Below are 25,772 nucleotides of genomic sequence, written 5' to 3'. Positions count from 1 at the left end.
CGAAAAATTTGTCTGTAGAGATAAACGGATTACGCCCCCGGCAAATTAGTCGCGCGCCGGTAAATTGCGCCAACAGGCGCTCGTTAACTGTTCAGGCCAAAACCAATAACGAGGATTCACCGTGGACCTGCAGAGCATCCTGGGCAAGTTGTTCGCCAACGCCGGTGCCGTCGGCATCGAAGGCGTTTTCCAATTCGTGTTTGGCCCGCAGCAGGCCTACTGGTCGGAGGTCAAGGCCAGCAGCCGCACCGCGCCCGGACGCCATCCCAGCCCCGACGTGACCATTGAAGTCGCCGAGAGCGATTTTCTCGGGATCATGGGTGGCCGAGTCAATGTCGAAGAACTGTTCGCCAGCGGACGCCTGAAAATCGGCGGCAACATGGGCCTGGCGACGCTGCTGCCGCAGATCATCGAGCATGCGATGCACGGTGGCGCAGTGGCGCAAAAGGTCGACATGAACAAGCGCTACCCGACCCCGCCACGCTTCAGCGAACAACTCACCGCCGGGCTGCCGGTGCAGACCCGCATCGAGCGCCATGCGCGCGATGAATTGTCGGTCAGCGAATTCAAAAGCAGATACTTGCCCAACGGCATCCCGGTGGTGATCAGCAATGCCTTGCAGGACTGGCCGCTGTTCAAGCTCAGTCGCGAGGAATCACTGGTGCATTTCGCCGAACTGCAGGGCATCACCCGCCACGGCGATTACGTGAAGAAAACCTTTTCCACCGAACGTGATTTCCGCTCGACGTCGATGGCCGAGTTCATTGCCTCGCTGGACCAACCGGCAGTCAAACGGGCTGACGGCGAACCACCGGCCTACATGGGCAACAACATCCTGCCGGCGCAATTGCTGCAGCAGATCAAGTACCCGCCCTACTTCGATGCTTCGCTGTTCATCCCGCCACGCATCTGGATCGGCCCCAAAGGCACGCTGACGCCGCTGCACCGCGACGACACCGACAACCTGTTCGCGCAGGTCTGGGGCCAGAAGCAGTTCACCCTCGCCGCCCCGCATCACCGCGAAGCACTGGGCACCTGGTCGACAGCGCCAAAGGGTGGCCTGGACGGCTGCGACTTCAACCCCGACGCACCGGACTATGAGCGCTTTCCCGCAGCACGCGATGTGACGTTCCTGCGCGTGACGCTGGAGGCCGGGGATCTGCTGTTTCTGCCGGAGGGCTGGTTCCATCAGGTGGAGTCGGTGTCGACGTCACTGTCGGTGAATTTCTGGGTGAATTCGGGGCGGGGTTGGTAACCCATCCGCTGTCTGTGTGGATAACTCTGTGGCGAGGGGATTTATCCCCGATCGACTGCGCAGCAGTCGCAAACTCACCCGGCACGCTTCTTCTGAAGGAAAGAGCTGGCTGGATTTGGGGCTGCTTCGCGGCCCATCGGGGATAAATCCCCTCACCACAACAGCCCGCGATGGCCGGGTTATTTCAGGTGCCTATAACTCTGAAACGCCGACGCCAACACCACCGCCCCCGCCATAATCGCCAGCCAGAATCCGCTGCGGGCGCCAAACGCATCCACCAACGCGCCCGAGCCGGCGGCGCCGATCGCCACGCCGATACTCAGCCCCGTCACCAGCCAGGTCAGGCCTTCAGTCAGTTTCGCCGGCGGCACGATGCGTTCGATCAACGCCATCGCCACAATCAGCGTCGGCGAGAAGAACAATCCCGCGACAAACACCGCCAGCGACAAACCGAAAATATTGCTCGCCAGCAACAGCGGCAGCGTGGTCACCGCCGTCGCCACCCCACCGTAGAGAAACAGCCGCGGCAACGGCAGTTTCGAGCACATCGCGCCAAACGCGATACCGGCCAGACACGAGCCGATGGCGTACACCGACAACACGATGCTCGCCGCCGCCGGTTGGCCCTGCTGCTGGGCGAACGCGACGCTGACCACATCGACGACGCCAACGATAATGCCCATGGCGAGCATCAACGCCAGCAGCCATTGCACGTCGGTCGAGCGAATGATCGAACCCTGATGCTGTGATTCCTGCGGGTGCACCGCCGGCTCGGTACTGCGCTGAGCAACAAACGCGGTCACCCCGATCGCCAGTGCCAACAGCGCGGCCAACGGCCCGGCCTCGGGAAACGCCACCACGCACAAACCCACCGACAGCGGCGGGCCGACGATGAAACAGACTTCATCAAGCACCGATTCCAGCGCATAGGCGGTCTGCAATTGCGGCTGGCCGCGATAGATCTCGGTCCAGCGCGCGCGCACCATCGCCGACATGCTCGGCATGCAGCCGGCCAGCGCGGCGAAGATGAACAGGGTCCAGGTCGGCGCCTGCAAACGCGTGCACAGCAGCAACATCAACAGCGCCCCACCACCGATCAACGCCGATAGCGGCAGCACTTTACCCTGGCCGAAACGATCCACCAGCCGCGACACCTGCGGCGCACAAAAAGCCGTGGCCAGGGCAAAAGTCGCCGCCACCGCACCGGCCAGCGCGTACCCGCCCTTGAGCTGCGAGAGCATGGTGATCACGCCGATGCCGGTCATGGAAATCGGCATGCGCGCGATCATCCCGGCCAGTACAAAAGCCCGGGCGCCGGGGGCGGTGAATAATTCGCGGTAGGGGTTTGCCATGGGTACAGCCTCATCAGGGGCCGCCAAGTTGCCATAAAGGTTGATGAGCGTGGAAGCGGGGAATTGTTGGTGGAATGTGAAGGCGCGAAACTCGACACCTTGCGATTTCAGGCACTCTCCCAGGATCGCTCCCCAAGACCAATGGCATTGCCGCCGACGTCTGGAATCACATAACCAATCGTCGAAAATCGCGCACACCTGTCAGGTTTTACAGGTGCCTTTTCATGCGATTGCAGTTCTCATGAGGCTTTGACTCAATGGCGTACCGCTCCTGAATGAACGGGCAACTGCTCTTGAGCACTATCCCATAGCGCACGCGCCAAGGAGCCTTGCCATGGAAGAACAGCTTATTCTGGTATCGCCCAAGGATCGCCAGACCGGTGTAGCCTCAAAGATGAAAGTGCATCACCAGGGACTGCGCCATCGCGCATTTTCGATTCTGCTCTTTGACTCACAAGGTCGGATGCTGATGCAACAACGCGCGTTGGGCAAATATCATTCCGGCGGATTATGGACCAACACGTGCTGCGGGCATCCTCGCCCCGGCGAACGCACGGCCGCCGCTGCCCTGCGTCGACTGCAGGAGGAAATGGGCACGACGTGCAAACTGCAAAAAGTCGCCTCGATGCTCTATTACGAGCAAATGTCCAATGAACTGATCGAGCATGAATTTGACCACGTGTTTGCCGGCCTCAGCCAGCTCGATCCGGTAGCCAATCCCGAGGAAGTCGAAAGTTGGGAGTGGCTGTCGCTGGAGGAGATCACCGAACGGATCGAACAGGCACCCGAGCAGTTCACGATCTGGTTTCGCCGGATGTTCGAGCAGTTCGGGATAGGGGGTGTAAGGCAATGGTTCGAGGCCGCCCACGATGCGTCAGCGGCACGATCAATGCCTGATGCTTTTGGGAAAAAGGCAAGATCACCCTGGGCCGTCCCGCCGTTGTATTGTCCGGCGCCGTTTCGGGTTGATACGGCGCTGGCCGAGGCCGTCGAAGATCGGCTTATGCCATGGATCAAGGAAGTCGGCATATTTGCGGGACAACTCGAAAAGGTCCGCGCCATGGGGTTCGGTCGCTTCGCCATGCTTTGCCATACCGACACTCACGATCCCGATCGCCTGCTGCTTTCGGCACAGTGCATCGCCGCCCTGTTTGCCGTGGATGATTACTACTGTGATGACGAGCGAACCGGCTCCGAACCGCGCCTGGTAGGGCCCCGACTTTCGCTGGCGCTGGCCGCACTGGAGCCGGCGCACCTGCCCTCTCGCTTTCGTTGCGGTCTTGATCATGCACTGAACAGTGACCCGGTACTGGTTGCGCTTCGCGCCTATATGGACCGCGTTCAGGCATTCGCATCTTCCGTACAAGTGGCCAGGGTACGCCACGAAATCATCGCCATGTTTGTCACCATGACTGCCGAAGCGGCCTGGCGCCTGGAAGGATTGACCCCACCCATCTGGGAATACCTCGCTCAACGCCAGACCAACAGCTTTTTACCCTGCATGTCATTGATCGACGTGATCGGTGGATACGAACTGCCAGCACACATCTACAGCGCCCCTGCCGTGCGGCGCGTGACCACGCTGGCCGCCAGCGCCACAATCGTCGCCAACGATCTGTATTCCGCACACAAGGAAAATCAGGCCGCAATCGGCGATTTCAATCTGCCGCAGTTACTGGCTCGCGAACACAATTGCACGCCCCGACAAGCGATGATCAAGTGCGCGCACGTTCATGACGAAATCGTGCACCTGTATGAAGCGGCGGAACAAGCCGTGCTGCCGGATGCATCGCCGCTGCTGCAGCGTTTTCTGACCGGCATAAAAAGCTGGGTCTCCGGCAGTCTTGAATGGCACCGGCACAGTGGCCGCTATCACGTCTGAACGTGTCGATCTTTTCATGCATGCGGATGAACTCTCGCAGCTCGCCATGGGTCAGCTGACTGAGCCCTTAACCCAGGCATTTCGAGCATGCAGATTTCCCTCGCCCGCCAAGTAGCACTGGTCACCGGCGCCAGCTCCGGCATCGGCCACGCTGCCGCAAAAGCGCTGGCCGCTGCCGGCGCAGCCGTCGTGATCAATTACAACCGTCAGGCCGAACCTGCCGAGGCACTGGCGCAGCAAATCATCGCCGACGGCGGTCAGGCACTGGCCATCGGCGCCGATGTGTCCAAGGAAGACGAGGTCGAACGGTTGTTCGCCGAGACCCTCGAGGCCTTTGGCGCGCTGGACATTCTGGTGGCCAACTCAGGCCTGCAAAAGGACGCCGCGGCGGTGGACATGACCCTGGAAGACTGGAACACGGTGATCGGCGTCAACCTCACCGGCCAGTTCCTCTGCGCTCGCGCCGCGCTGCGGATTTTCAATCGCCAGGGCGTGCGTGAAGGCGTGTCCCGCGCGGCCGGCAAGATCATTCACATGAGCTCGGTGCATCAGCGCATTCCGTGGGCCGGGCACGTCAACTATGCGGCGTCCAAGGGCGGCGTCGATCAGTTGATGCAGACCCTCGCCCAGGAAGTCAGCCAGCAGCGCATCCGTATCAACGGCATTGCGCCGGGGGCGATTCGCACCGCCATCAATCAGGACGCCACCGAAGGCGCTGCCGGTGAGAAGCTGCTGGAGCTGATCCCTTACGGTCGCATCGGCGATGTCGAGGACATCGCCAACGCGGTGGTGTTTCTCGCTTCCGACGCCGCTGACTACATCGTCGGCACCACCCTGTTCATCGACGGCGGCATGAGTCTTTATCCGGAGTTTCGTGGCAATGGCTGAGCATCATCCTGAACGACAAAGCCCGATCGACGCCCACGGCATCATCGGTGATCTGCGCAGTGCGGCACTGGTCAACGACAAGGGCAGCGTGGATTTTTTCTGCTGGCCGGAATTCGACAGCCCGTCGATCTTCTGTTCGCTGCTCGACACGCCCGAGGCAGGGATTTTCCAGCTCGCCCCGGACTTGCCCGATGCCCGACGCGAACAGATCTACCTGCCGGACACCAACGTTCTGCAAACGCGCTGGCTCAGCGAACAGGCCGTGGTGGAAATCACCGACCTGCTGCCGATCGGCGACAGTGTCGATGACCTGCCGTTGCTGATGCGCCGGGTGCGGGTGGTCAGCGGTGAAGCGACGTTTCACATGCGTTGCGCGGTGCGCCATGACTACGCGCGTGCCGACACCCGGGCGCAGATGGATCAACAATCGGTGATTTTCAGTGCGGAGGGCCAGCCATCGCTGCGGCTGGTGGCGGATCAAGCGTTGCACATCGATGGCGAATCGGCCGTTGCCGCGTTCAGTTTGAAACAGGATCAGCACGCCGAATTCGTCCTCGGTGGCGCCGACGATCCGCGCTTCAAGGATGACGGCGCGAAAATGTGCCTGGAGCGCACGCTGAAGTTCTGGCGCGACTGGGTCGGGCAGTCCAACTACCGCGGGCGCTGGCGTGAGATGGTCAATCGCTCGGCACTGGCGCTGAAGTTGCTGACCTCGCGCAAGCACGGCGCGATCCTCGCCGCCGCCACCTTCGGCCTGCCGGAAACCCCCGGCGGCGAGCGCAACTGGGACTATCGCTACACCTGGATCCGCGACGCTTCGTTCACCGTCTACGCGTTCATGCGCCTGGGTTTTGTCGATGAGGCCAACGCTTACATGGGCTGGCTGCGTGGGCGGGTCAGCGATTGTCAGGGAAATTCGACCAAACTCAACATCCTCTATGCGATCGACGGTCGCCAGGAGCTGCCGGAAACCGAACTCTCCCACCTTTCCGGTCATGGTGGCGCGCAACCGGTGCGCATCGGCAATGGCGCGTACGATCAGATTCAGCTCGATATCTTTGGCGAACTGATGGACGCGGTGTACCTGGTCAACAAGTACGGCGACGCGATTTCCCATCAAGGCTGGAAACACGTGCGCGAAGTGGTCGATCAGGTGTGTGAGACCTGGCAGACAACCGATGTCGGCATTTGGGAAATGCGCGGTGAGCAGCATCACTTCCTGCACTCGCGACTGATGTGCTGGGTGGCCTTGGACCGGGCGATTCGCCTGGCCTCGAAACGCTCGCTGCCGGCGCCGTTCGTCCAGTGGGATCAGACCCGGCAGGCGATCTATGCCGACATCTGGGACAACTTCTGGGATGAGGAGCGCGGGCATTTCGTCCAGTACAAGGGCGGCACCGCGCTCGACGGTTCGATGCTGCTGATGCCGCTGGTGCGCTTCGTCAGCGCCAAGGATCCACGCTGGCTGTCGACCCTTGAAGCGATCGAAAAGACTCTGGTACGCGACGGCATGGTTTATCGCTATCGCAACGATGACGCCAACATCGACGGTTTGACCGGCACCGAAGGCGCCTTTGCCGCCTGCTCATTCTGGTACGTCGAATGCTTGGCCCGCGCCGGTCAGGTGGAAAAGGCGCATCTGGAGTTCGAACAACTGCTGCGCTACGCGAACCCACTGGGCCTGTATGCCGAAGAGTTCGACAGCAAGGGCCGCCATCTGGGCAACACCCCGCAAGCGCTGACGCATCTGGCGCTGATCAGTGCGGCGAGTTTTCTGGATCGGCGTTTGAGTGGGGAAAAGAGTGTTTGGCAGCCGTAATTTCGCCAGTGTTTGTAGGAAATATGCCGCATAAGCGCGCTGCGCCGGGCTAACCCCTACACAGAAATAAACAGAATCAGATCCCCTGTGGTGAGGGGATTTATCCCCGACGGGCGGCGCAGCAGTCCTGATTTTTCCGGTGCATTTCGTCAACAGCACCGCGTTGCTTGGCTTTGCGCCTGCTGCGCAGCCGATCAGGGATAAATCCCCTCACCACAGTTTGGGTAGTTTGTTACTGCTTCTTCTAAACAACACCCTGGCAAATCCCTCCCCCGCAACCTGCACTTACACCCTGAAATACCCTGTTGCCAGCTGTTACATCCCCCCCTACCATCCACCGCAACGGGCACAGCGGAGCTGTCCAATAAAACCCGAATTCAAGGAAACAGAATGACCCAGCACGTCCACCGCCCCATCGCCACGCCCCTGCGCAGCGGCCTGACCCGCACCCAACTCTGGGAAGCCGCCGACAAAGGCCTGATCAAGTGCTGGGAAATCGGCCGTCAGCGCGCCACCCGCTTCCCCGACCTTGCCCAACAATGCCTCGCCGGCGAACTGCCGGTGCTCGGCTGGAAAGGTGGCGTGAGCCGCAGCCTGAAGAAAAACGAGAAATACGGCTCGCTGAAATACTTGGCGCAGTGGCAGGGGTTGCGTGGCGAGGATCTGGATATTGATCTGGGTGAAGAGCGTTCGCTGACCTGCTCGCGGACGAAGATGCGGGTAACGTTTACCCCGGATCGGACGAAGTATTTCAATCAGGTGGCGGAAGCCGAGGCTTAAGGAGAAGCAACGATGGTCGATTTGCATCAGGAATTTAAGAGCAGCGTGTTCTTTCACCAGGCAAGAATCGAGCGGCGCTCGGTCGATGCTCTCATCGGCATCGCCGCCGGGCTTGCCGCAGACGGCACGATCAACCAGCAAGAAGCCGAGTTTCTCAGAACCTGGATTGAAACCCATTTGGTGCACCTGGATGATCCGGTTGTGAACATCCTTTACAGACGTCTTGCCGACATGCTCAGTGATGGAGTTCTAGACGCCGACGAGTCTGCGGAGCTGTTGGAAATGCTGCATCAGTTCACCGGGCTGCCAGTCGCACCAACACAAACACCAACGTTTACCACTCCGGCCAGCCTTCCTCTCGACCACCCTGCCCCGCAGTTATGCCTGATTGATCGGGTCTTCCTGTTTACAGGCGTCATGGCCTATGGGCCACGTAAAGAATGTGAGTCGCAGATCCTCGAACGCGGCGGCCTTATTGGTGGTTCCGTCAGCAAAAAGATTCACTATTTGGTAGTGGGCAGCATTGGCAATGATCAGTGGCTTCACAGCTCTTACGGCACCAAGATCAAGAAAGCCGTTGAGCTGAGAGACAGCGGCGTGCCGATTGCGATCATCAGCGAAGATCATTGGCAGAAGGTTCTGTTCGGGTAATTGCCCCTAAGGGCATCGCTGACTCTGCTTCGCCAACACTGACCGAAAACCGCTCCCTGTACGCCTGCGGCGTCACCCCGATCGCCCGCAGGAAACTGCGGCGCAACGTCTCCTCACTGCCAAACCCGCAGTTGGCCGCAATCCGTTTCACCGGCAACCCGGTATCACTGAGCAAACGGCGGGCGGTTTCGACGCGGATCAGTTCGATGGCGCGGGCCGGGGTCTGGCCGGTGTCGGCGCGGTAGTGGCGGACGAAACTGCGTTCGCTCATGCCGGCCTGTTCGGCCAGGGTCGGGACGCCGAGGTCGCAGGTGAGGTTTTCGGCGATCCAGGCGTGCAGTTCATCAAAGCGATTGCCCTGATTCTGCAGGGCCAAGGTCACGCTGAATTGCGATTGCCCGCCGGGGCGTTTGAGGAACACCACCAGATGCCGGGCGACGTCGAGAGCAATATCACTGCCCAGATCTTCCTCGACCATTGCCATTGCCAGATCGATGCCGGCGGTAACGCCTGCCGAAGTCCAGACCGGGCCGTCGTTGATGAAGATCGGATTGGCTTCGACCTGCAGCTTCGGATGCTGCTGCGCCAGTTGTTCGCAACGGGTCCAGTGGGTGACCACGCGACGTCCGTCGAGCCAGCCGCTCGCCGCCAGTAGAAATGCCCCCGTACACACCGAGGCGACGCGTCGACATTTCGCTGCGTGCTCGCGTACCCAATCCACCAGCGACTCATCTTCGGATGCCGGATAGATCCCCCAACCACCCGCGATAATCAGCGTGTCGCTGGCGTCTTGCGGCAACGGTTCGGCGAGCACCGCCAGCCCCGCCGAGGACATCACCGCCCCGCCCTCGCGAGCAATCACCGACGGCGCATACGGTACCGGCAAGCCGCGCTGACGGGCGATGTCATTGGCCGAGGCGAACACTTGCAGCGGGCCGGTGACGTCGAGGATCTGCATGTTGGCGAACGCGAGTACGTGAATGGCTTTGGGCATTTGGCGTAATTCGTGGGGTTATTGGCGTATACGCCAGAACCTACGCGCCTACAGTGAAGCCGTCCACCCCTCAAATGGAGAAAAACCCCATGACGTTGCAGATCGGTTTTCTGTTGTTTCCGCAGGTGCAGCAACTCGACCTGACCGGTCCCTATGACGTACTGGCCTCGCTGCCGAACGTGCAGGTGCATCTGATCTGGAAAGATCTGGTGCCGATCACCGCCAGCACCGGCCTGCTGTTGAAACCGACCACCACCTTCGACGACTGCCCGGATCTGGATGTGATCTGCATTCCCGGCGGTGCCGGGGTCGGGCCGCTGATGGAAGATGAGCAGACGCTGGGGTTCATCAAGCGTCAGGCGGCACAGGCCCGATATGTGACGTCGGTATGCACCGGTTCGCTGGTGCTGGGCGCGGCGGGACTGTTGAAAGGCAAACGCGCGACCACCCACTGGGCCTATCACGAACTGCTGCCGAAACTCGGCGCGATTGCGGTGCAGGACCGGGTGGTACGCGACGGCAATCTGTTTACCGGTGGCGGCATTACCGCAGGCATCGACTTTGCGCTGGTGCTGGCCGCCGAACTGGTGGGGGCCGAGGCGGCGCAGTTAATTCAACTGCAGCTGGAATATGCGCCGGCGCCGCCGTTTGAATCGGGCAGCCCGCAGACGGCGCCGAGTGCTGTCGTCGATGAGGCTCGGCACCGCGCGGCGCTTTCGTTGAAACTGCGCACGGAAATCACCGAGCGCGCGGCGGCGAAGCTCGATCTGCGCTGATTCCTCAGCCACACACAGATCTACTGTGGGAGCGGGCTTGCTCGCGAATGCGGTGTATCCGTCGAGATTTTTATCGCCTGACACACCGCATTCGCGAGCAAGCCCGCTCCCACAATGGGTTTTGTGGATGGCCTCAGGTTTGGAACCTGTCCCCGCATCCCGCCACAGCTTTACTTGTCCCCACGCCCTCACCCGTGTAGAAAGCCCTTCCACAAAATTCTGCACAAGGACTTTCGATGAAGGCGTTGCCATGGCTCTATCTGGCACTTCTCAGCCTCGGTTATGGATTGGCGTTGAGCTTTGGCCAACTCGGCTGGCTCGCGCTGATCTCCGTGGGACTATTGCTGTTGACCGGTTTCGCCGTGCGCCAACAGCAGGTGCCGGTGGCGCGCCTGTTGGGGCATGCCGTGTTCATCTTCCTCGCCCTGTCGCTGGCGCTGCACTGGTTGCCGGGATTCGCCAACGGCCGGGCCATCGCCCCGCTGCGTTTCACCGACGACGCCGTGCCGTTTGCGATGTACCTGAATCTGGACAAACCCTTGATCGGCTTCTGGCTGTTGCTCGCCTGCCCGTGGATTGTCGCGGCACGCTCGCTGCGTCCGACGGTGTACGCCAGCGTCCTCGCCCTGACCTTGAGCGCCGTCCTGGCGCTGGGCGGTGCGCTGTTGTTCGGCATGATTGCCTGGGCGCCGAAGTGGCCCGATCAAGCGTGGCTGTGGCTGCTGAACAATCTGCTGCTGGTGACGCTGGTCGAGGAGGCGCTGTTTCGCGGCTATATACAGGGCGGTTTGAGCCGCCTGTTCAAGCACCTGCCCCACGGCGACAACCTCGCCCTGCTGCTGGCGTCGCTGATCTTTGGCCTGGCGCATGTGGGTGCCGGCTGGGACTGGGTGTTGCTGGCGGGTCTGGCGGGTGTCGGCTATGGTCTGGCCTACCGTTTCGGTGGCCTTGCTGCGGCGATCGCCACGCACTTCGGGCTGAACTTGCTGCATTTTGCGCTGTTCACCTATCCGATGCTGGCCGGTTGAAGCAAGAGCGGTTTTGCGACGCCGTACTTATATCTGAAAAAAAACTTCAATAATTTCCTGACAGCGCCGACAACCTTTCAAAGCCTTGCGGATTGAAAAACCATGCGTAATAACCAGCCCATTACACAACGCGAACGGACTTTCCCGGCTCAGCAGCGGTTGATTTCCACAACCGACGCCAAAGGCGTGATCACCTACTGCAACGACGCTTTCGTCGAAATCAGCGGGTTTTCGCGTGAAGAGCTGATCCGTGCGCCGCACAACCTGGTTCGTCACCCCGACGTCCCGGCTGCGGTGTTTTCGCACATGTGGGGCACACTGAAACAAGGCTTGCCATGGATGGGCATTGTCAAGAACCGCTGCAAATCCGGTGACCACTACTGGGTCAACGCCTACGTGACACCGGTGTTCGACGGCAATCAGGTGGTCGGTTACGAGTCGGTGCGGATCAAACCCACCGCCGAACAGATCCGCCGTGCCGAAGCGCTCTACCAACGCATCAACCAAGGCAAGTCGGCGATCCCTTCCAGCGACAAATGGCTGCCGGTGCTGCAGGACTGGCTGCCGTTCATTCTGGTCAGCCAGTTGAGCTTCGTGATCGGCGCGACCCTGAACTCGCACTGGGGCTTCGCCCTCGCTGCCGGCCTCTCGGTGCCGCTGGGCCTGATGGGCCTGCAATGGCAGCAACGCGGGCTCAAGCGCCTGCTGCGCCTGGCCGAGCAGACCACTTCCGACCCGCTGATCGCGCAGATGTACACCGACAGCCGTGGCGCGCAGGCGCGTCTGGAAATGTCGATCCTCAGCCAGGAAGCGCGCCTGAAAACCTGCCTGACCCGTCTGCAGGACACCGCCGAGCACCTGACCGATCAAGCGAAACAGTCCGACGCCCTGGCGCACAACAGCTCCAGCGGTCTGGAACGTCAGCGCGTGGAAACCGAACAGGTCGCCACCGCCGTCAACCAGATGGCTGCGACCACCCAGGAAGTGGCGAGCCACGTGCAGCGCACCGCTGACGCCACCCAGGAAGCCAATCGCCTGACCGGTCGTGGCCGTGACATCGCCGGGGAAACCCGCGAAGCCATCCAGCGCCTGTCGGTGGTGGTCGGCGAAACCGGCCTGACCGTCACCCAACTGGCCAAGGACAGCGACGAAATCGGCGGCGTGGTCGACGTGATCAAAGGCATCGCCGACCAGACCAACCTGCTCGCGCTCAACGCCGCCATCGAAGCGGCACGTGCCGGCGAGATGGGCCGTGGCTTTGCCGTAGTCGCTGACGAAGTCCGTCAACTGGCGCAACGCACCAGCGAATCCACCGGCCAGATCCATGCCCTGATCGCCAAGCTGCAGCAGACCGCGTCCAGCGCCGTGCAAACCATGGAAGCCGGCCATCGCCAGGCCGAAGAAGGTGTGGCGCGGGTACTGGAAGCGGATCAGGCACTGGTCGGCATCAGCGAAGCGGTGGCCAACATCACCGACATGACCACCCAGATCGCTGCCGCCACCGAAGAGCAAAGTGCGGTGGCTGAGGAGATCAGCCGCAACATCAGCAACATTTCGGAGTTGGCAGACCAGACCTCGGAACAGGCGCATAACTCGGCGTTGCTGAGTGAAGAGCTGACCAAGACTGCGAATACTCAGTATTCGTTGGTGGAGCGGTTTAACCGCTAAAAGCAAAAGATCGCAGCCTGCGGCATCTCCTACACCGATCACCTGTAGGAGCTGCCGCAGGCTGCGATCTTTTAATCTTAAAAGCCCGGACAGCGAAAGCGTCCGGGCTTTTTATTGCCAGTCTGAAATTGATGGTGCTTGGCAGACCGCATTCGCGAGCAAGCTCGCTCCCACATTGGCACTGCGTTGAGTCACAGTTCTGCGCACGACGACAATCACCTGTGGGAGCGAGCTTGCTCGCGAAGAGGCCTTCTCTACCAACGACGATCTCACTCAAGCAACGCAGACACTGCCTACAACTGCGCCAGAATGCGCCGACTGGTGCTTGGTGCAGCCAAGTTCTATCGTTTGCCGGTCGCTACTCAATCACGCAGATCGGCCAGCATGAATCCATACCCCACGCGAAAACCCCACAAACAGTAAGTTCGTGATGAACTGACATTCCTGGATGTTCGGCACGCCGCGCGTGATGGGCAGAAAGTGTTCGATAAATATGTGATCACTGGCAGGCTATCCACCACAAAGTAAATCAAAAGATCGCAGCTTTCGGCAGCTCCTACACCGATCACCTGTAGGAGCTGCCGAAGGCTGCGATCTTTTGACCTGGAAGCCCGGGCAGCGAAAGCGTCCGGGCTTTTTGTTGCCGGTCTGAAACTGATGGTGTCTGGCAGACCGCATTCGCGAGCAAGCTCGCTCCCACATTTAGTCCTGTGTACGCAGAACCAATGTGGGAGCGAGCTTGCTCGCGAAGAGGCCATAACGGCCAGGGGAATTATTGAGGCAACCGCAGTTTGTCCAGCAATCGATTAACCAACAGCTCGTTCAACATGATCGGCTGTTGCAGCGCCAGCAGCGGATTGCCCTCCGGGCCACCGATTGAGTTGGCGATATTGCCAGCCTTGACTTTGGCCGACGACAACGATTCGCAAGCCTCGGCGATCGAGAGGAGGGGCAGCGAAGCAAACCGTAGGCGCTGCCTCCCGGATCGATCCCGGAGCGAAGGAACCCCTAGCTCCAGCGAGCGGGCCGAACGTTGGAGCAAGCGTTTTTTGCTTACTTTTGAGGTGTTTGTCAAAAAAGTGAGTCGTCGTAAGGGCGAAACCTTAAGTGGCCGTTACCGCGGCAACGGATATTCACGCAGTCTCGGCAACGTTATTAGCTGACCAGCACATGTAAGGCTGGTTGCCTAGCTGTCAGATCTGACAGTAGACGCACACCTGTTCGAGCGGATATCAAGAGAAACCGTAATTGCAGTCGGTTGTAACACCTCCTCTTAATTGAAAAGGCAGGTTTAACAATGACCACGCACGTTATGTTTCTCCCGAAAAAACCACTCGTCAGTGATGACAGGTTTCAATGGAGATTGGGCGGTAAACGGAAAACAGCGAAATTCAGATCTTTCTATCAGGACGAGTTCTTGGGCGAGCGGTATTGGTCCATCAGTGGTGGAACAGGAAATTTCGACGATGAAAGCTATTTTTCGTTCTCCATGACTCTGCCCTACCAATCCGATGAGTCACTCACAGGCGTCTATAACTTCGACAACGGGCTGACATTTGTCCACAGCCATTGGATCCCTGCGCCGCCGGGATTTATCGGAATGGCTTCGGTGGACGCCGACTCGGCGATCCTCAGCGTTAAATATGATGCTGAAACGGACATCGCTACGGGATCATTCGAGGCCGTGTTCAAAAGTCATCGCTATCGTCTGAATCCCAAGGGGACTTTCACCATGACGAGACTGAGACCATCGGATGCTGGCTAACTCTGGCAGGGGTGCTCGCTGCAACTCCGGAGGAGTACCCCTTCAATGTAATTTGAAAGAATGACGCCTTGTAGGAGCTGCCGCAGGCTGCGATCTTTTGATCCTGAAAAACCGGCTAGCGAAAGCTTCCGGTTTTTTATTGCCTGTTTGAATGGATGGCGTTTGGCAGACAGCTTTCGCGAGCAAGCTCGCTCCCACAGTAGGGCCGGGTACTTCAGTAAGGAATTGGTCGGCTGCCAAGCCGCCATCGCTGGCAAGCCAGCTCCCACAGGGATTGCGTGCAGTCAGTAAGAGAATGGTCGGCTGACAGGCCGCCATTGCCAGTAGGCTGGCTCCCACACAAAAGCAAGAGCAGAACCCGCACCGCTCTTGCTCCTCACCACTCAACACGATGAGCGTTAGCTCGAGTACCGCTTTTGATCTTGATCCACAGGCGACATCGGAAGGCTGAGCGGAGGGATTGATCCGGGGGTGGGAGCGCAGCGACCGTTTGGCGCAGCCAAACACAGCGAGAGGAGGTGCAGCGAAGCAAACCGTAGGCGCTGCGCCCGGATGGATCCCGGAGCGAAGGGACCCCGAGCTTTAGCGAGCGGGCCGGACGTAGGAGCAAGCGTTTTTGGTTACTTTTTAGGCGTTTGTAAAAAGTGACCCGCCGTAAGGGCGGAACCCTAAGTAGCCGTTACCGCAGCAACGGATATGCACACAGTTCGAAAAGTGTGCAACGTTCAAGATCTACCCCCTCACCCCAGCCCTCTCCCCCAAGGGGGCGTGGGGGAAAGGGAGCCGATCTTCATGAGTTTCAAAATTTCAGCTCGGCTCGGTCAACACTGAAGAAACGCAGCCACCTTCTGCCCGGCGGCAGCCAAATGCTGCTCATGCGTAAACCCGGAAACCTTGAGCGGCTTCAAATCATGATCCCCAGAGGCCAACCAAAACACCTCAATACTCGGCGATAGATCATAAGCCTCGACAGCGTCCCGATTGCCAAGCGCATCCCGCTCCCCCTGCACAATCAAAGTCCGAGTCCGCAAAGAAGCCAAATGCTCAACCCGCGGCTTCTCAGGTTTCCCAACCGCATAAAACGGATATCCAAGACAGACAAGCGCATCGGCGCCCAACTCGTCAGCCAAAAGACTGGCCATCCGCCCGCCCATGGACTTACCACCGATGGCCAAAGTCCCAGCGACATGACGTCGCACTTCAGCGAACACTTCGCGCCAGCACTGAAGCAGTTTCGGCGCCGGATTCGGCGGACGCTTGCCACCGTCGATACGCCGCTGCGCCATATATGGAAACTCAAACCGCAACACATTCACCCCAAGTGCAGCAAGGCGCCCAGCCATATCCGTCATCCACTCACTGTCCATCGGCGCCCCGGCACCATGGGCGAGGATGAGCGTCGCCGAAGCCTCGCCGACAGCGGCGTCCCACAGCCAGCCATGATCCCGCACGCACTGCGCCCATTGATCCCCGTCAATACTGGCCTTGTGCTGTTTGTCCATGCTTGCCTCGCTTTTAGTCTGCCTATAACTCCAGGCGAAGGATTCGCGGCGTTTTCCGCGCGCGCTCACTTCGGCTGAACCGTGGATGGGGAACCATGAACACTTCTATCAGTACCGCCTACAACTACAAGGTGGTCCGCCAATTCGCCATTATGACGGTGGTGTGGGGCATCGTCGGCATGGGGCTCGGGGTTTTTCTCGCGGCTCAATTGGTCTGGCCTGAACTCAACTTCAATTTGCCCTGGACCAGTTTCGGCCGTCTGCGCCCGCTGCACACCAACGCGGTGATCTTCGCCTTCGGTGGCTGCGCGCTGTTCGCCAGTTCGTTCTACTCGGTGCAGCGTACCTGCCAGACGCAATTGTTCGCGCCGAAAATCGCCGCGTTCTGCTTCTGGGGCTGGCAGCTTGTGATTCTATTGGCGGCGATCAGCCTGCCGCTGGGTTACACCAGTTCCAAGGAATACGCCGAGCTGGAATGGCCGATCGACATCCTGATCACCATCGTCTGGGTCGCCTACGCCATCGTGTTCTTCGGCACGATCATGCGGCGCAAGACCAAGCACATCTACGTCGGCAACTGGTTCTTCGGCGCGTTCATCATCACCGTGGCGATTCTGCACATCGTCAACAACCTTGAGTTGCCGGTGAGCCTGACCAAGTCCTACTCGGTGTACGCCGGTGCGACCGACGCGATGGTGCAATGGTGGTACGGCCACAACGCCGTAGGCTTTTTCCTCACCGCCGGTTTCCTCGGGATGATGTACTACTTCGTGCCGAAACAGGCGGAACGTCCGGTGTATTCGTATCGCCTGTCGATCGTGCACTTCTGGGCGCTGATCACACTGTACATCTGGGCCGGCCCCCACCACCTGCACTACACCGCGCTGCCGGACTGGGCACAGTCGCTGGGCATGGTGATGTCGCTGATTCTGCTGGCACCGAGCTGGGGCGGCATGATCAACGGCATGATGACCCTCTCGGGCGCGTGGCATAAGTTGCGCAGCGACCCGATCCTGCGCTTCCTCGTGGTGTCGCTGGCGTTCTACGGCATGTCGACCTTCGAAGGTCCGATGATGGCAATCAAGACCGTCAACGCCCTCTCCCACTACACCGACTGGACCATCGGCCACGTTCACGCCGGCGCACTCGGCTGGGTGGCGATGATCTCGATCGGCGCGCTGTACCACATGATCCCGAAAGTCTTCGGCAAGGAGCAGATGCACAGCGTCGGCCTGATCAACGCGCACTTCTGGCTCGCGACCATCGGCACCGTGCTGTACATCGCCTCGATGTGGGTCAACGGCATCGCTCAGGGCCTGATGTGGCGCGCGGTGAACGAGGACGGCACGCTGACCTACTCCTTCGTCGAAACCCTGGTGGCCAGCCACCCAGGCTTCATCGTGCGTCTGGTGGGTGGGGCGATCTTCCTCAGCGGCATGTTCCTGATGGCTTACAACACCTGGCGCACCGTGCGGGCCTCGCAGCCTGCTGACGTCGTTGCTGCCGCGCAGATGGCCTGAGGAGTCCGCCATGAAACACGAAACGATTGAAAAGAACGTCGGCCTGCTGATGCTGCTGATGGTGTTCGCCGTGAGCATCGGCGGTCTGACCCAGATCGTCCCGCTGTTCTTCCAGGACGTCACCAACAAACCGGTAGAGGGCATGAAGCCCTACACCGCGCTGCAACTGGAAGGCCGCGACATCTACATCCGCGAAGGCTGCGTCGGCTGCCACTCGCAGATGATCCGGCCGTTCCGCGCCGAAACCGAACGCTACGGGCACTACTCGGTGGCCGGTGAGAGCGTATGGGATCACCCGTTCCTCTGGGGTTCCAAGCGTACCGGGCCAGACCTGGCCCGGGTCGGCGCGCGTTACTCGGACGACTGGCACCGCGCGCACCTGTACAACCCGCGCAACGTGGTACCGGAGTCGAAAATGCCGGCCTACCCGTGGCTGGTGACGCAAGCGGTCGACAGCAGCCACACCGAAACCAAGCTCAAGACCATGCGCACCCTCGGCGTGCCGTACACCGACGATGACATCAGCGGCGCGGTCGCCAGCCTCAAGGGCAAGACCGAAATGGACGCCCTCGTCTCCTACCTGCAAGTGCTTGGCACTGCGATCAAGAGCAAGAGGTGAGCAAGATGATCATTGAAATGAGTGCAGGCCTGATTCGCGGCCTCGGCACCGTCGTGGTGTTCGTGGCCTTCGTCGGCCTGACGATCTGGGTGTTCAACCGCAAGCGCACGCCGGAGTTCGCCGAAGCGCGCCTGCTGCCGTTTGCCGACGAACCGCAACCCGACATTACCCAAGCACCTGAACCAAGGAGTACCCGGCCATGACCACCTTCTGGAGTACGTGGATCTGCGTACTGACCATCGGCAGCCTGATCGGCCTGACCTGGCTGCTGATCGGCACCCGCCGGGGCGAGACCAAGGGCAGCGTCGACCAGACCATGGGCCACAGCTTCGACGGCATCGAGGAGTACGACAACCCGCTGCCGCAGTGGTGGTTCATGCTGTTTGCCGGCACGCTGGTGTTTTCCGTGGGCTATCTGATCCTGTATCCGGGCCTGGGCAACTGGAAAGGCATTCTGCCCGGCTACGAAGACGGCTGGACCGGCGTCCACGAGTGGGAAAAGGAAATGAACAAGGCTGACGCCAAGTTCGGGCCGATCTTCGCCAAATTCGCCGCCATGCCGGTGGAAGAAGTGGCGAAGGATCCGCAGGCGCTGAAAATGGGTGGCCGGTTGTTCGCCTCCAACTGCTCGGTGTGCCACGGCTCCGACGCCAAAGGCGCTTTCGGCTTCCCTAACCTGGCCGACAAGGACTGGCGCTGGGGCGGCGACGCCGAGACCATCAAGACCACCATCATGGGTGGGCGGATGGCGGCGATGCCGGCCTGGGGCGAAGTGCTCGGCGAGACGGGTGTGAAGAACGTCGCCGCATATGTGCGTCACGAACTGGCCGGCCTGCCGCTGCCAGCCGACAGCAAGGCTGACCTGCAGGCCGGACAGCAAGCGTTCAGCACCACCTGCGTAGCCTGTCATGGGGCAACCGGCCACGGCACTGAAGCCATGGGTGCGCCGAATCTGACGCACCCGGCCGGATTTATTTATGGCACGAGTCTGACGCAGCTTGAGCAGACCATCCGCCACGGTCGCCAGGGCCACATGCCGGCACAGAACGAACTGTTGGGCAATGATAAAGTGCAATTGCTCGCCGCTTATGTGTACAGCCTGAGCCATGGATTGAATACAGAAAAACTGATTACTGAAGACAACAAACAGTAATCATTGCACACACCTCTGCCGCACCATTCTCGGTGCGGCAGCATCCCGCCCCTTTGCGACGCATTGTCGCACCCCGTCACACCCTCTCCTTTCGGTTCCCCGGATTCGGGTCTACGCTTGCTCGATGCGGACTGGCTTGTGCTGGTTCCAGGTCAACGCTGACTGCTGTGTTCTGCGAACCGGCTGACTGATGTGGCCGCAAACGCCGGTAGATACCGGCTGTCGTGCCATTTACCGTCCGTCACCCGAACTGAGCGTTTGAACACACCCCGTTACAAGCGACCTGATCCCCTCGCTTTTTTCGTCCGCTGCGACATTTTGTCCGAGGCCAATTTTGACCTTACGCGGCGTATGGAAAGGCCGCAGAATCAGCGTTGGAAAGCATTGACCCAGGTCATGGCGCGTTGCAATGACCCCCTGCTCTCTGCATACTTGCGGCCGATTTTAATCCTAATAAAACACCCAAACCGTGGAACCTTAGAATGAGCACAGCAATCAGTCCGACTGCTTATAACTATAAGGTAGTCCGCCAGTTCGCCATCATGACGGTGGTCTGGGGGATCCTTGGCATGGGGCTCGGTGTCTTCATCGCCTCGCAACTGGTCTGGCCGGAGTTGAACTTCGGTCTGCCGTGGACGAGCTTTGGACGCCTGCGCCCGTTGCACACAAACCTGGTGATTTTCGCCTTCGGTGGTTGTGCACTGTTTGCCACTTCCTACTATGTCGTGCAGCGAACCTGCCAGACGCGACTGATCTCCGACAGCCTTGCCGCCTTCACCTTCTGGGGCTGGCAGGCGGTCATCGTCGGCGCCATCATTACCTTGCCGCTGGGCTACACCACCACCAAGGAATACGCCGAACTGGAATGGCCGCTCGCCATTCTGCTGGCCATTGTCTGGGTCTCCTACGGGCTGGTGTTCTTCGGCACCATCACCAAGCGCAAGACCAAACACATCTATGTCGGTAACTGGTTCTACGGCGCGTTCATCGTCGTGACCGCGATGCTGCACATCGTCAACCACGCCTCCCTGCCGGTGAGTTTCTTCAAGTCCTACTCCGCCTACTCGGGCGCGACCGACGCGATGATCCAGTGGTGGTACGGCCACAACGCCGTGGGCTTCTTCCTGACCACCGGCTTCCTCGGGATGATGTACTACTTCGTGCCGAAGCAGGCCGAACGTCCGATCTACTCGTATCGCCTGTCGATCGTGCACTTCTGGGCGCTGATCACCCTGTACATCTGGGCCGGTCCGCACCACCTGCACTACACCGCACTGCCGGACTGGGCACAGTCGCTGGGCATGGCGATGTCGATCATCCTGCTGGCGCCAAGCTGGGGCGGCATGATCAACGGCATGATGACCCTCTCGGGCGCCTGGCATAAGCTGCGCACCGACCCGATCCTGCGCTTCCTCGTGGTGTCGCTGGCGTTCTACGGCATGTCGACCTTCGAAGGTCCGATGATGGCGATCAAGACCGTCAACTCGCTCTCGCACTACACCGACTGGACCATCGGCCACGTTCACGCCGGTGCTCTGGGCTGGGTAGCGATGATTTCGATCGGTGCGATCTACCACATGATCCCGAAACTGTTCGGTCGTGCGCAGATGCACAGCGTCGGCCTGATCAACGCGCACTTCTGGCTCGCGACCATCGGTACCGTGCTGTACATCGCCTCGATGTGGGTCAACGGCATCACTCAGGGCCTGATGTGGCGTGCAATCAACGATGACGGCACCCTCACCTACTCGTTCGTCGAAGCGCTGCAGGCCAGCCACCCGGGCTACATCGTCCGTGCCCTGGGCGGTGCTTTCTTCGCCAGCGGCATGTTCCTGATGGCTTACAACGTCTGGCGCACCGTGCGCGCCTCGAACGCGGCTGAAGCCGAAGCCGCCGCCCAGATCGCTGTTGTTGGAGCTCACTGATGAAGCATGAAGCTGTCGAGAAGAATATTGGCCTGCTGGCCTTCTTCATGGTCATCGCCGTCAGCATTGGCGGCCTGACCCAGATCGTTCCGCTGTTCTTCCAGGACGTCACCAACAAGCCGGTCGAGGGCATGAAGCCGCGTTCGGCGCTGGAACTGGAAGGCCGCGACGTCTATATCGCCAACGGTTGTGTCGGCTGCCACTCGCAGATGATCCGCCCGTTCCGCGCTGAAACCGAACGCTACGGCCACTACTCGGTCGCCGGTGAAAGCGTCTGGGACCACCCGTTCCTGTGGGGTTCCAAACGTACCGGCCCGGATCTGGCTCGCGTGGGCGGTCGTTACTCCGATGACTGGCAGCGTGCGCACCTGTACAACCCGCGCAACGTGGTACCTGAGTCGAAAATGCCGGCTTACCCGTTCCTCGTGGAAAACAAGCTCGACGGCAAAGACACGGCCAAGAAAATGGAAGTGTTGCGCACGCTCGGCGTCCCTTACACCGACGAAGACATCGCCGGTGCAAAAGATGCCGTGAAGGGCAAAACCGAAATGGACGCGCTGGTGGCCTACCTTCAGGGCCTGGGCACCATCATCAAAAGCAAACGGTGATTCTTCATGGATATCGGGATGATTCGCGGCCTGGGCACCGTCGTCGTGATGGTGGCCTTCATCGGTTTGGCGTTGTGGGTATTCAGCCCCAAGCGCAAGTCGGAGTTTGAAGACGCAACCTTGCTGCCTTTTGCGGATGATCCCGAAGCCATCAAGCACGTCGAGCAAGCTTCTAGGAGTAACAAAGAATGACTACATTCTGGAGTCTGTACGTCACAGTCCTCAGTCTCGGTACGATCTTCGCCCTGACCTGGCTGCTGCTGTCGACCCGCAAGGGCCAGCGCAGCGAACAGACGGACGAAACGGTCGGCCACTCCTTCGACGGGATCGAGGAGTACGACAACCCACTGCCGAAATGGTGGTTCATGCTGTTCGTGGGCACCATCGTGTTCGCCCTGGGTTATCTGGTGCTGTACCCGGGCCTGGGCAACTGGAAAGGCCTGCTGCCGGGCTACAACTACCTCGATAACGACAAGCAGACCGCGTTCGCCAACGGCAAGACCGGCTGGACCGGCGTGCACGAATGGGAAAAGGAAATGGCCCGCTCGGACGCCAAGTTCGGTCCGATCTTCGCCAAGTTCGCGGCGATGCCGATCGAAGAAGTTGCCAAGGACCCGCAAGCCTTGAAGATGGGTGGCCGTCTGTTCGCCTCCAACTGCTCGGTCTGCCACGGTTCCGACGCCAAGGGCGCCTATGGCTTTCCGAACCTGACCGACGCCGACTGGCGCTGGGGCGGCGAGCCGGAAACCATCAAGACCACCATCATGGGCGGTCGACACGCGGTGATGCCGGCCTGGGCCGAAGTCATTGGCGAACAAGGCGTAGCCGATGTCGCAGCCTTCGTGGTGACCCAGCTCGATGGCCGCAAACTGCCGGAAGGCACCAAGGCTGACCCGGCCAACGGCCAGAAACTGTTCGCCGCCAACTGCGTGGCCTGCCACGGTCCGGAAGGCAAAGGCACCCCGGCGATGGGCGCGCCTAACCTGACCCACCCGGCCGCGTTCATCTACGGTTCGAGCTTCGCGCAACTGCAGCAGACCATCCGTTACGGCCGTCAGGGCCAGATGCCTGCGCAGGAACAACTGCAAGGCAACGACAAGGTCCACCTGCTGGCGGCTTACGTTTACAGCCTGTCCCACGGTGAAAAAGCGCCGGAAGCCGAGGCGCAGTAAAGCCAGGGCTTGATGCAATGAAGAATCCCCCGCCAGTGCTCTGGCGGGGGATTTTTTATGGGTTACTGGCCCAGATCGACTTCACCGGCACGGTGGCCACCGGCGTACGTTTGCGCCACTGATTGTCCTCGACCAGACTCACCTCCAATTGCTTGCGATCCTTGGAAAAAGTGGCGGTCAGGTACGTCTGCTGAGAAGCTGAACCGCTGAGAAACATCGGCACGCTCCCCATATAGGTCTGGCTACCACCCTCGTCGTGGAAGTGGCCGGCGAACATCGCCGTCACCTGATACTTTTCAATCATTTCGCGAAAGCGCTTCTCTTGATCCCAACTGCCTTTCCACTCATAGGGCTTGTGCATGTTGATAATGATCGCGTAGCCCTGCGCTCGCGCTATTCGCAAATCATTTTCCAGCCAGTCCAGCGACGCCGTGATATCGAATGTGGTCGGATTCAACGCGTGAGAAATCTTCACCGCATAAGTGGGTTCATTGTTCAACTGCACCAGATGCACTTCACCCATATTCTTTGAATAAGCCAGACTACCCAGATAGTGTTTATTCACAAAGCTGCCGGTGACTTCCAGATCAAATTCATCGACTTTACCGACATGATGATCACGGTAATCAACAATACTGCCCGCTGCGCAACTTTCACTGAAACAGTCATTCACGTTGTTCTGGTAGTCGTGATTGCCCAATCCGTAGAGCACGTGATCGCCAAAGTGTTTCTTCAGCATCGAACCGATGAAAGAGCGCTGCCAGCCGTGGCCAAACGCGGTCATGTCACCGTTGATCATCAATGGCACGGCAGCCTGCCCGCCCATCTCGGTGCGGAACTGGGCAATGCTCGCGAACTGGGTTTCCACCAGCCATTTCGCGCGTTTTTCGAAATCCGCGCTCGATTCATCCTCGCCACTGTCCGACTTTTCTGTCCACGGGTATTGCGGGTCTGATGCAAATACCATGTGCTGCGGCATACCTTCATTGGCACTGGCGAGAGAAGTCAGGGACACCAGACACAAACAAGCGAAGAGCTTTTTAACTTCCTTGATTTTCATAACACTCCATTATTCCGTTAAATTTCAAAACATGAACATGCAACTAGCACGCTGCAGAACAGCCAATAAGCTATTCGAAAAAAACAAGAAAACAAAACCTATTAATTAACTAATGATATTTCTTGAATATTAAAATCGCCCGATTCGCTATGCTCTGTAGGGTCGTCCACAGCCCGTTGACCCTCATCGGAGCCACTTCAAGGATGAAGCCGCTATGTTGAATGACAGCAAAAACCCTCTCCCGGTTGATCAGAAACTCATAGACAACGATCAGGCAATCGATCCATCGAACCACCCCGTGGAATCGATTGCCGTGACACTGGGTAATCCGTTGCAACCCGACTCCAGAAGCACCACAAAGCCCCACAGAAATACCGGCAGTCTCGAGAGCCTGGGCGGCGGCAGACTTCCCTGAGTCTTGACGCCACGTCTGAATCAATCCGAGCCGGTCTGCGCCTTGTGCGAGGCTGGCTCGACTGATGTCTGCCACGGACCGACCAACGGACGGCTGAGTCCTGTCTTCCTCGATTGCCGCCCCCAAGGCGAAGTAGTAACGTTGCTACATCTGTATTGCGAGAGGTCAACCATGATGGCAATCACCACCATCTCCAGCCGTGAATTCAATCAGGACACCAGCAGCGCCAAAAAGGCTGCGCGTCTGGGTCCAGTGATCATCACCGACCGTGGCAAGGCCTCTCATGTCCTGTTGAGCATTGAGGAATATCAGAAACTGAGCGGCGCAAACACGAGCATTGTCGATTTGTTGGTCATGCCGGAGGCTGCCGACATCGATTTCGAAACCGAGCGCGCAGTCATCATTCATCGTCCCGTGGATCTGTCCTGATGTATTTACTCGACACCAATGTGATTTCCGAACTTCGCAAGCCGCAGGCCGATGCCAATGTGGTCAGTTGGGCCAAAGGCGTCATCGCCCCGCGCCTGTACATTTCCGCCATTACTTTGAAAGAACTGGAAACCGGAGTACTGCGAATGGAACGGCGTGATCCTGCTCAAGGAAAGCTGTTGCGCAGTTGGCTGACGCGTCACGTCATTCCGGCATTCGAAGCACGAATTCTGCCGGTTGATGCCGCGGTGGCACTGCGTTGTGCCAGCCTGCATGTACCCGACCAGGCCAATGAAAGCGATGCATTGATAGCTGCCACGGCCCTGGTGCATGGACTCACAGTGGTCACCCGCAATGTCGGTGATTTCCGCTCGAGCGGCGTCGCCCTGATCAACCCATGGGAACAATGAATTAGCCGCCACCCCAAAACCGTCCATACTCAACAAGTCAATTGATCTGCATCAGGCTTTGCTGCATTCGCTACACCAATAATGCTTTTTCCCCAACGCGA

Annotated in this window: 25 protein-coding genes; 20 read left to right on the top strand and 5 right to left on the bottom strand. The window is 59.6% G+C overall.

Going from position 1 to position 25,772, the window contains the following annotated elements; genetic code table 11:
• The first annotated feature begins 121 nt into the window (after positions 1-121).
• Entirely contained in the window at positions 122-1,255 is a 1,134-nt protein-coding gene (locus E4T63_RS09550) for a cupin-like domain-containing protein (RefSeq protein WP_108182192.1), read from the top strand.
• Positions 1,256-1,434: 179 nt separating this feature from the next.
• On the opposite strand, the gene E4T63_RS09545 is transcribed toward E4T63_RS09550, so the two are convergent.
• Positions 1,435-2,607: an MFS transporter gene (locus E4T63_RS09545; RefSeq protein WP_135295327.1), complete on the bottom strand. Its 1,173-nt coding sequence runs from the start codon at positions 2,605-2,607 to the stop codon at positions 1,435-1,437.
• A 334-nt stretch (positions 2,608-2,941) separates the two neighbouring features.
• Between E4T63_RS09545 and E4T63_RS09540 the strand changes: the two genes are divergently transcribed.
• The 5 genes from E4T63_RS09540 to E4T63_RS09520 all read left to right on the top strand — a co-directional run bounded on the left by E4T63_RS09540 (position 2,942) and on the right by E4T63_RS09520 (position 8,627).
• The gene (locus E4T63_RS09540; protein WP_098967998.1) at positions 2,942-4,489 is read left to right on the top strand and encodes a family 2 encapsulin nanocompartment cargo protein terpene cyclase; all 1,548 of its coding nucleotides are present in this window, start codon (positions 2,942-2,944) and stop codon (positions 4,487-4,489) included.
• An 87-nt stretch (positions 4,490-4,576) separates the two neighbouring features.
• Positions 4,577-5,377: a glucose 1-dehydrogenase gene (locus E4T63_RS09535; RefSeq protein WP_135295326.1), complete on the top strand. Its 801-nt coding sequence runs from the start codon at positions 4,577-4,579 to the stop codon at positions 5,375-5,377.
• Positions 5,370-7,196 (top strand): glycoside hydrolase family 15 protein, encoded by a 1,827-nt coding sequence (locus E4T63_RS09530; protein ID WP_134785885.1) that lies wholly within the window; start codon positions 5,370-5,372, stop codon positions 7,194-7,196. The genes E4T63_RS09535 and E4T63_RS09530 overlap by 8 nt, the downstream gene beginning before the upstream one ends.
• Positions 7,197-7,586: 390 nt before the next feature.
• On the top strand, positions 7,587-7,976 hold the full coding sequence (locus tag E4T63_RS09525; RefSeq protein ID WP_135295325.1) for a hypothetical protein: 390 nt from the start codon (positions 7,587-7,589) through the stop codon (positions 7,974-7,976).
• Between the two features lie 12 nt (positions 7,977-7,988).
• Positions 7,989-8,627 carry a BRCT domain-containing protein gene (locus E4T63_RS09520; protein ID WP_135295324.1) on the top strand — a complete coding sequence of 213 codons (639 nt, stop codon included), beginning with the start codon at positions 7,989-7,991 and terminating at the stop codon, positions 8,625-8,627.
• On the opposite strand, the gene E4T63_RS09515 is transcribed toward E4T63_RS09520, so the two are convergent.
• Positions 8,590-9,621: a GlxA family transcriptional regulator gene (locus tag E4T63_RS09515; protein ID WP_134785883.1), complete on the bottom strand. Its 1,032-nt coding sequence runs from the start codon at positions 9,619-9,621 to the stop codon at positions 8,590-8,592. The two genes, E4T63_RS09520 and E4T63_RS09515, sit on opposite strands and share 38 nt — an antisense overlap.
• A gap of 89 nt (positions 9,622-9,710) precedes the next feature.
• Here E4T63_RS09515 and inhA point away from each other — a divergent pair, with 89 nt between their 5' ends.
• From inhA to E4T63_RS09500, 3 genes are all read left to right on the top strand, one after another.
• Positions 9,711-10,397: an isonitrile hydratase gene (gene inhA / locus E4T63_RS09510; protein WP_135295323.1), complete on the top strand. Its 687-nt coding sequence runs from the start codon at positions 9,711-9,713 to the stop codon at positions 10,395-10,397.
• A 236-nt stretch (positions 10,398-10,633) separates the two neighbouring features.
• Positions 10,634-11,425 carry a CPBP family intramembrane glutamic endopeptidase gene (locus tag E4T63_RS09505; RefSeq protein WP_098967991.1) on the top strand — a complete coding sequence of 264 codons (792 nt, stop codon included), beginning with the start codon at positions 10,634-10,636 and terminating at the stop codon, positions 11,423-11,425.
• 102 nt (positions 11,426-11,527) lie between these two features.
• Positions 11,528-13,093 (top strand): methyl-accepting chemotaxis protein, encoded by a 1,566-nt coding sequence (locus E4T63_RS09500; RefSeq protein WP_003223402.1) that lies wholly within the window; start codon positions 11,528-11,530, stop codon positions 13,091-13,093.
• 772 nt (positions 13,094-13,865) lie between these two features.
• Here E4T63_RS09500 and E4T63_RS28500 read toward each other — a convergent pair.
• Positions 13,866-14,012: a DUF6124 family protein gene (locus E4T63_RS28500; protein ID WP_167797052.1), complete on the bottom strand. Its 147-nt coding sequence runs from the start codon at positions 14,010-14,012 to the stop codon at positions 13,866-13,868.
• A gap of 378 nt (positions 14,013-14,390) precedes the next feature.
• Here E4T63_RS28500 and E4T63_RS09490 point away from each other — a divergent pair, with 378 nt between their 5' ends.
• On the top strand, positions 14,391-14,858 hold the full coding sequence (locus tag E4T63_RS09490; protein ID WP_098967989.1) for a hypothetical protein: 468 nt from the start codon (positions 14,391-14,393) through the stop codon (positions 14,856-14,858).
• Positions 14,859-15,679: 821 nt separating this feature from the next.
• On the opposite strand, the gene E4T63_RS09485 is transcribed toward E4T63_RS09490, so the two are convergent.
• On the bottom strand, positions 15,680-16,360 hold the full coding sequence (locus E4T63_RS09485; protein ID WP_135295321.1) for an alpha/beta family hydrolase: 681 nt from the start codon (positions 16,358-16,360) through the stop codon (positions 15,680-15,682).
• 95 nt (positions 16,361-16,455) lie between these two features.
• On the opposite strand from E4T63_RS09485, the gene ccoN (E4T63_RS09480) reads away from it, so the two are divergent.
• From ccoN (E4T63_RS09480) to ccoP (E4T63_RS09445), 8 genes are all read left to right on the top strand, one after another.
• Positions 16,456-17,880, top strand: coding sequence for a cytochrome-c oxidase, cbb3-type subunit I (ccoN, locus tag E4T63_RS09480; protein ID WP_135295320.1), 1,425 nt, complete (start codon positions 16,456-16,458; stop codon positions 17,878-17,880).
• A gap of 10 nt (positions 17,881-17,890) precedes the next feature.
• Complete coding sequence (ccoO, locus tag E4T63_RS09475; RefSeq protein WP_003223389.1) at positions 17,891-18,499, top strand: cytochrome-c oxidase, cbb3-type subunit II; 609 nt, start codon at positions 17,891-17,893, stop codon at positions 18,497-18,499.
• A 5-nt stretch (positions 18,500-18,504) separates the two neighbouring features.
• Positions 18,505-18,702 carry a cbb3-type cytochrome oxidase subunit 3 gene (locus E4T63_RS09470; RefSeq protein ID WP_098968495.1) on the top strand — a complete coding sequence of 66 codons (198 nt, stop codon included), beginning with the start codon at positions 18,505-18,507 and terminating at the stop codon, positions 18,700-18,702.
• Positions 18,699-19,652 (top strand): cytochrome-c oxidase, cbb3-type subunit III, encoded by a 954-nt coding sequence (gene ccoP, locus E4T63_RS09465; protein ID WP_098967986.1) that lies wholly within the window; start codon positions 18,699-18,701, stop codon positions 19,650-19,652. The genes E4T63_RS09470 and ccoP (E4T63_RS09465) overlap by 4 nt, the downstream gene beginning before the upstream one ends.
• Before the next feature lie 482 nt (positions 19,653-20,134).
• Entirely contained in the window at positions 20,135-21,577 is a 1,443-nt protein-coding gene (gene ccoN, locus E4T63_RS09460; RefSeq protein WP_007969186.1) for a cytochrome-c oxidase, cbb3-type subunit I, read from the top strand.
• On the top strand, positions 21,577-22,185 hold the full coding sequence (gene ccoO, locus E4T63_RS09455) for a cytochrome-c oxidase, cbb3-type subunit II (RefSeq protein WP_024164411.1): 609 nt from the start codon (positions 21,577-21,579) through the stop codon (positions 22,183-22,185). The genes ccoN (E4T63_RS09460) and ccoO (E4T63_RS09455) overlap by 1 nt, the downstream gene beginning before the upstream one ends.
• A gap of 6 nt (positions 22,186-22,191) precedes the next feature.
• Positions 22,192-22,377, top strand: a complete 186-nt coding sequence (locus E4T63_RS09450) for a CcoQ/FixQ family Cbb3-type cytochrome c oxidase assembly chaperone (protein ID WP_003175465.1) — start codon at positions 22,192-22,194, stop codon at positions 22,375-22,377.
• Entirely contained in the window at positions 22,374-23,357 is a 984-nt protein-coding gene (ccoP, locus tag E4T63_RS09445) for a cytochrome-c oxidase, cbb3-type subunit III (protein WP_003223372.1), read from the top strand. The genes E4T63_RS09450 and ccoP (E4T63_RS09445) overlap by 4 nt, the downstream gene beginning before the upstream one ends.
• Positions 23,358-23,412: 55 nt before the next feature.
• On the opposite strand, the gene E4T63_RS09440 is transcribed toward ccoP (E4T63_RS09445), so the two are convergent.
• Positions 23,413-24,417 carry a metallophosphoesterase family protein gene (locus tag E4T63_RS09440; RefSeq protein ID WP_098967985.1) on the bottom strand — a complete coding sequence of 335 codons (1,005 nt, stop codon included), beginning with the start codon at positions 24,415-24,417 and terminating at the stop codon, positions 23,413-23,415.
• Between the two features lie 589 nt (positions 24,418-25,006).
• Here E4T63_RS09440 and E4T63_RS09430 point away from each other — a divergent pair.
• Together E4T63_RS09430 and E4T63_RS09425 are read left to right on the top strand one after the other, a co-directional pair.
• Positions 25,007-25,261: a type II toxin-antitoxin system Phd/YefM family antitoxin gene (locus E4T63_RS09430; RefSeq protein ID WP_047599120.1), complete on the top strand. Its 255-nt coding sequence runs from the start codon at positions 25,007-25,009 to the stop codon at positions 25,259-25,261.
• Positions 25,261-25,671: a type II toxin-antitoxin system VapC family toxin gene (locus E4T63_RS09425; RefSeq protein WP_098967983.1), complete on the top strand. Its 411-nt coding sequence runs from the start codon at positions 25,261-25,263 to the stop codon at positions 25,669-25,671. Before E4T63_RS09430 ends, E4T63_RS09425 begins: the two co-directional genes overlap by 1 nt.
• Positions 25,672-25,772: the final 101 nt, after the last annotated feature.

The organism is Pseudomonas fluorescens, assembly GCF_004683905.1.
GTDB lineage: Bacteria > Pseudomonadota > Gammaproteobacteria > Pseudomonadales > Pseudomonadaceae > Aquipseudomonas > Aquipseudomonas putida_A.
The sequence above is the reverse complement of the archived record's forward strand: the minus strand, read 5'-3'. Positions and strand labels throughout refer to the sequence as shown.

Excerpts from the sequence above, each read along its gene's own strand:
- E4T63_RS09530 (WP_134785885.1), top strand. The coding sequence starts at position 5,370 with ATGGCTGAGCATCATCCTGAACGACAAAGCCCGATCGACGCCCACGGC.
- ccoO (WP_024164411.1), top strand. The coding sequence starts at position 21,577 with ATGAAGCATGAAGCTGTCGAGAAGAATATTGGCCTGCTGGCCTTCTTC.
- E4T63_RS09450 (WP_003175465.1), top strand. The coding sequence starts at position 22,192 with ATGGATATCGGGATGATTCGCGGCCTGGGCACCGTCGTCGTGATGGTG.
- E4T63_RS09520 (WP_135295324.1), top strand. The coding sequence starts at position 7,989 with ATGGTCGATTTGCATCAGGAATTTAAGAGCAGCGTGTTCTTTCACCAG.
- E4T63_RS09440 (WP_098967985.1), bottom strand. The coding sequence starts at position 24,417 with ATGAAAATCAAGGAAGTTAAAAAGCTCTTCGCTTGTTTGTGTCTGGTG.
- E4T63_RS09500 (WP_003223402.1), top strand. The coding sequence starts at position 11,528 with ATGCGTAATAACCAGCCCATTACACAACGCGAACGGACTTTCCCGGCT.
- E4T63_RS09515 (WP_134785883.1), bottom strand. The coding sequence starts at position 9,621 with ATGCCCAAAGCCATTCACGTACTCGCGTTCGCCAACATGCAGATCCTC.
- E4T63_RS09505 (WP_098967991.1), top strand. The coding sequence starts at position 10,634 with ATGAAGGCGTTGCCATGGCTCTATCTGGCACTTCTCAGCCTCGGTTAT.
- E4T63_RS09430 (WP_047599120.1), top strand. The coding sequence starts at position 25,007 with ATGGCAATCACCACCATCTCCAGCCGTGAATTCAATCAGGACACCAGC.
- ccoP (WP_098967986.1), top strand. The coding sequence starts at position 18,699 with ATGACCACCTTCTGGAGTACGTGGATCTGCGTACTGACCATCGGCAGC.
- E4T63_RS09490 (WP_098967989.1), top strand. The coding sequence starts at position 14,391 with ATGACCACGCACGTTATGTTTCTCCCGAAAAAACCACTCGTCAGTGAT.
- E4T63_RS09525 (WP_135295325.1), top strand. The coding sequence starts at position 7,587 with ATGACCCAGCACGTCCACCGCCCCATCGCCACGCCCCTGCGCAGCGGC.
- ccoN (WP_007969186.1), top strand. The coding sequence starts at position 20,135 with ATGAGCACAGCAATCAGTCCGACTGCTTATAACTATAAGGTAGTCCGC.
- E4T63_RS09545 (WP_135295327.1), bottom strand. The coding sequence starts at position 2,607 with ATGGCAAACCCCTACCGCGAATTATTCACCGCCCCCGGCGCCCGGGCT.
- E4T63_RS09485 (WP_135295321.1), bottom strand. The coding sequence starts at position 16,360 with ATGGACAAACAGCACAAGGCCAGTATTGACGGGGATCAATGGGCGCAG.
- E4T63_RS09535 (WP_135295326.1), top strand. The coding sequence starts at position 4,577 with ATGCAGATTTCCCTCGCCCGCCAAGTAGCACTGGTCACCGGCGCCAGC.
- E4T63_RS09470 (WP_098968495.1), top strand. The coding sequence starts at position 18,505 with ATGATCATTGAAATGAGTGCAGGCCTGATTCGCGGCCTCGGCACCGTC.
- inhA (WP_135295323.1), top strand. The coding sequence starts at position 9,711 with ATGACGTTGCAGATCGGTTTTCTGTTGTTTCCGCAGGTGCAGCAACTC.
- ccoP (WP_003223372.1), top strand. The coding sequence starts at position 22,374 with ATGACTACATTCTGGAGTCTGTACGTCACAGTCCTCAGTCTCGGTACG.
- E4T63_RS09540 (WP_098967998.1), top strand. The coding sequence starts at position 2,942 with ATGGAAGAACAGCTTATTCTGGTATCGCCCAAGGATCGCCAGACCGGT.
- ccoN (WP_135295320.1), top strand. The coding sequence starts at position 16,456 with ATGAACACTTCTATCAGTACCGCCTACAACTACAAGGTGGTCCGCCAA.
- ccoO (WP_003223389.1), top strand. The coding sequence starts at position 17,891 with ATGAAACACGAAACGATTGAAAAGAACGTCGGCCTGCTGATGCTGCTG.
- E4T63_RS09425 (WP_098967983.1), top strand. The coding sequence starts at position 25,261 with ATGTATTTACTCGACACCAATGTGATTTCCGAACTTCGCAAGCCGCAG.